This window comes from Halorubrum sp. AJ67, assembly GCF_000513435.1.
Genome location: NZ_CBVY010000007.1, coordinates 6,149 through 9,815 on the forward strand (window position 1 = coordinate 6,149; position 3,667 = coordinate 9,815).

Annotated in this window: 4 protein-coding genes and 1 tRNA gene; 2 read left to right on the forward strand and 3 right to left on the reverse strand. The window is 68.1% G+C overall.

Features of this window, described 5'->3' with window-relative positions:
* Both BN903_RS07800 and BN903_RS07805 read right to left on the reverse strand, forming a co-directional pair.
* The coding region (locus BN903_RS07800) for an amidohydrolase (RefSeq protein ID WP_048077211.1) at nucleotides 1-885 on the reverse strand (885 nt) is incomplete at its 3' end.
* Between the two features lie 157 nt (nucleotides 886-1,042).
* Nucleotides 1,043-1,117 (reverse strand) — tRNA-Arg (locus BN903_RS07805).
* Between the two features lie 333 nt (nucleotides 1,118-1,450).
* On the opposite strand from BN903_RS07805, the gene BN903_RS07810 reads away from it, so the two are divergent.
* Nucleotides 1,451-2,050, forward strand: coding sequence for a recombinase RecA (locus BN903_RS07810; protein WP_048077212.1), 600 nt, complete (start codon nucleotides 1,451-1,453; stop codon nucleotides 2,048-2,050).
* 68 nt (nucleotides 2,051-2,118) lie between these two features.
* Nucleotides 2,119-2,547, forward strand: a complete 429-nt coding sequence (locus BN903_RS07815; protein ID WP_048077213.1) for a CoA-binding protein — start codon at nucleotides 2,119-2,121, stop codon at nucleotides 2,545-2,547.
* A gap of 21 nt (nucleotides 2,548-2,568) precedes the next feature.
* On the opposite strand, the gene BN903_RS07820 is transcribed toward BN903_RS07815, so the two are convergent.
* On the reverse strand, nucleotides 2,569-3,549 hold the full coding sequence (locus BN903_RS07820) for a PLP-dependent cysteine synthase family protein (RefSeq protein ID WP_048077214.1): 981 nt from the start codon (nucleotides 3,547-3,549) through the stop codon (nucleotides 2,569-2,571).
* Nucleotides 3,550-3,667 lie beyond the last annotated feature (118 nt).

The window sequence follows — 3,667 nt, forward strand, 5'->3', positions numbered from 1 at the left end:
CTTTACGCCCGCCTCGCGGAGGATCGCCGGCGTCTCGAAGGTGATGTTTCGGAGCTCGTACTTCGCGCCCGAGTACAGCGACGGGCCGACGATCGCGGGCACGTCGCGCTCCGCGAACTCCTCGGCGATCAGGTGGCCCTCGGTCGCGTGTTCGATCGAGAGCGACTCGATCCCGAACTCCTCGGCGATCCGGAAGACCGTCATGATGTCGTCGCTGCGGTGCGCGTGAACGCGGAGCGGAAGCCCCTCGGTGAGCACCCGCGCGAGGTTCTCCATGCCGAGGTCGCGCTCGAACGGCTCGCCCTCGTTGCGGGCGTGTTCGCGCCGGTCGACGTAGTCTTCGGCCTCCATCAGCGCCTCGCGGAGCGTGGCCGCGACGCCGGGCCGCGTCGACGGCTGGCGGCCCTGCTCCTCGCCGTGGAAGCGCTTCGGGTTCTCGCCCATCGCGGCCTTCATCCCGTCTTCGCGGATCAGCATCTCGTCGGCGGTCAGCCCGTGGGTCTTCATCGAACAGATGATCCCGCCGATCACGTTGCCGGACCCCATCCGCGCCGACACTGAGGTCACGCCGTTCTGGAACGCGTGTTTCAGCTCCTCGTCGCGGGGGTGGAAGCCGTCGAGCGCGTTGACGTGCGGGGTGACCGCCGCGGTCCCCTCGTTGACGTCGCCGTCCTCCGGCTCGCCCCACTCGGCCATGCCGGCGTGGCTGTGCGCGTCGACCAGCCCGGGCGTGACGTGGTGGCCCGAGACGTCGATCACGGTCGCTTCCGCGGGCGGCTCGCCGTCCTCGACGGAGACGATCTCGCCGTCGTCGATGACGACGGTGGCGTCGATCGTTCCCCGCTCCGTTGCCGTGTGGACGGTCCCGCCGACAAGCGCGTACATGGAACGGGGTTCTGCGGGGCGGTACTAAACGGTCAGGGCTGCGGCCGGTCGGACCGGTGACCGTCGCCGGGAGTCGACGGGCTTTCGCATCTGCCGCTCGCAGAGTCACGGCGATCAGCGGAGGGTCGCGGTCGCTCTAAGAGAAGTAAAAATCGGATGGGCGCTACAGGATTTGAACCCGTGGCAACTTGGTCCGAAGCCAAGCACTCTGTCCAAACTGAGCTAAGCGCCCGTATCCGGAGTTACTTCCGAGACCGTGTTAAGTCCCGCGATTCGAAATCGGCGTCGCGCAGCCCGTCGGTCTACGGCTCGTTCCCGCCGGTCGATCGATTCGCGGATGTGACACGTCAGTCCCCCACAGCGGCGTTTTCTCCCGGTTTTGCGACCGAATCGAGCGGCTGAACGGTCGCGGAGGCACGCGGAGACGCGAGGCGGGCCTACGAGGGGCGATCAAAAAGAATATTATTCGGAGCGGGCATGTTTCGGTAGTAGATGTGTCCTGGTCGTACGGCCTCACAGCCGAACGAGCGGCTCGCGCCGACGTCGTCGCCCCCGAGGTGCGTCCATGTATGAGTTGACGCCGCAGTTCGACGCCGAGGTCGACCCCGGGACCAACATCCTGTTGACCGGTCCGCCGCTCAGCGGGAAGCGGTCGATGATGATGGACATCCTCGCCGCGGGGACCGACCGCGACGAGGGGGCCATCGTGGTCACCACGAAGGACGGTGCCGACCGGGTTCTCCGCGACTACGAGAAGCGGACGCCGTACGAGGGGAAACCCGTCGCAGTCGTCGACTGCGTCACGCGCCAGCAGGGCGGTGAGACGCGGGAGTCCGACCGGATCAAGTACGCCTCCTCGCCGGTGGACATGACCGGCATCGGGATCAAGCTCTCGGAGTTCCTTCAGGCGTTCGGCGACCGGGGCATCGAGCGGAACCGCGTGATGGTCCACTCGCTGTCGACGCTGCTGATGTACTCGGACCTCCAGACCGTGTTCCGGTTCCTCCACGTGTTCACGGGGCGCGTCCAGAGCGTCGACGGGCTGGGCCTGTTCAGCATCGACTCGACGGCCCACGACGATCAGGCGATGAACACGCTCAAACAGCTGTTCGACGGGATCATCACCGTCACCGAGGACGGCGAGCCGGACATCCGGCTCGCCTGACCGGTCGGCCGCGCGCGGCTCTCGCCGCGGGGGATCCGCTTAATCGGATCGCGCTCGAAGCGTCGTCTATGCTCATCACCAAGGACGAGGGACTCGACCGCCTGCTCGACGCGGAGACGATCGCCGTCGTCGGCTGCTCGACGACGCCCGGCAAGGCCGCCCACGACGTACCCGCGTACCTCCAAGAGCACGGCTACCACGTGATCCCGGTGAACCCCTACGCGGACGAGATACTCGGCGAGCGGGCGTACGACGCGGTCGGCGACGTCGAGGAGACGATCGACCTCGTCGACGTGTTCCGCCCGAGCGAGGAGGTGCCGGAGATACTCGACGCCGTCCGCGAGCGACACGCCTCGCGCGGCGACGCGGGCGCGGCGTGGCTCCAACTCGGGATCAGCCACGACGAGGCGGCCACGAACGCGGCGGCCGACGGGATCGACGTGGTCCAAGACCGGTGTATCAAGGTCGAACACGGTCGCCTGCGCGGCGAAAAATAAACGCTGGCGGCGTCGGCGCGGCTACCCTTCCCACTCCTCGAAGCTCCGGTAGACGCCCTTCGAGAGGTAGCGCTCGGAGGAGTCGCAGAAGACGGTGACGACCGTCTCGTGTGGCGCGTCGATCTCGCCGTCCCGGATGTCGCGGGCGACGCGCTTTGCGGCGAGCGAGTTCGCGGCCGCCGAGGAGGCGACGAGCTGCCCCTCCTCGGCCGCGAGCCGTCCCATCTCCTCGTGGACGTCGCGGTCGTCGATCGCTTGGATCTCGTCGACGAGGTCGGGATCGAACAGCTCGTTCGTGTCGATGTCGTGGGTGCCGATCCCCTCCGTCTTGTACTCCCCGTGTTCGACGTCCTCGCCGAAGAACTCGCGGTACGCGGAGCCGGCCGGCTCGACTGCGGTGACGTGGGTGTCCGCGTCTGCCTCCCGGAAGTAGCGGGCCACGCCCATCAGCGTCCCAGCGGTGCCGCAGCCGGCGACGACCGCGCCCACCTCGCCGTCGAGCGCCTCGTCGATCTCGGGGGCGGTCGTCTCGTAGTGCGCCTCGGCGTTGAGGGGGTTCGAGAACTGCTGGGGGACGACCGCGTCGTCGAGTTCCTCCGCGATCTCGTGGGCGCGCTCGATGGCGAGCTCCATCCCGTCCTTGCTCGGGGTGTTCACGACCTCCGCGCCGAGCGCGCGCATGAGCTGCTGTTTCTCCACCGAGAAGCGCTCGGGGACGACGAAGATCGCGTTCAGGCCGAGCTGCCCCGCCGCGACCGCGATCCCGATGCCGGTGTTGCCGGCGGTCGGCTCGATCACGGTGCCGCCCTCGCCCACGTCGCCGCGCTCTAACATTCGTTCGAGCATGTACTTCCCGATGCGGTCCTTGATGCTCGCGCCGGGGTTGAACGACTCCAGCTTGGCGTACACCGGAACGGCGTCGGGCGAGTCGTGGACGCGGACGAGCGGGGTCTCGCCGATCGTCTCCACCACCGACGAGAGGGGCTCCGCGTGAGTGGTCATGGTCCGGCAAAGGTTGCCGCGGGATTTGTGTGTTGCCATCGCTTCGTCCGGATCCGCGGCTCCGGGGCGGCGGCGTGACTTGCCGGGAGTCGGTCCCGGAGCGCGCCGCGGCCGACCC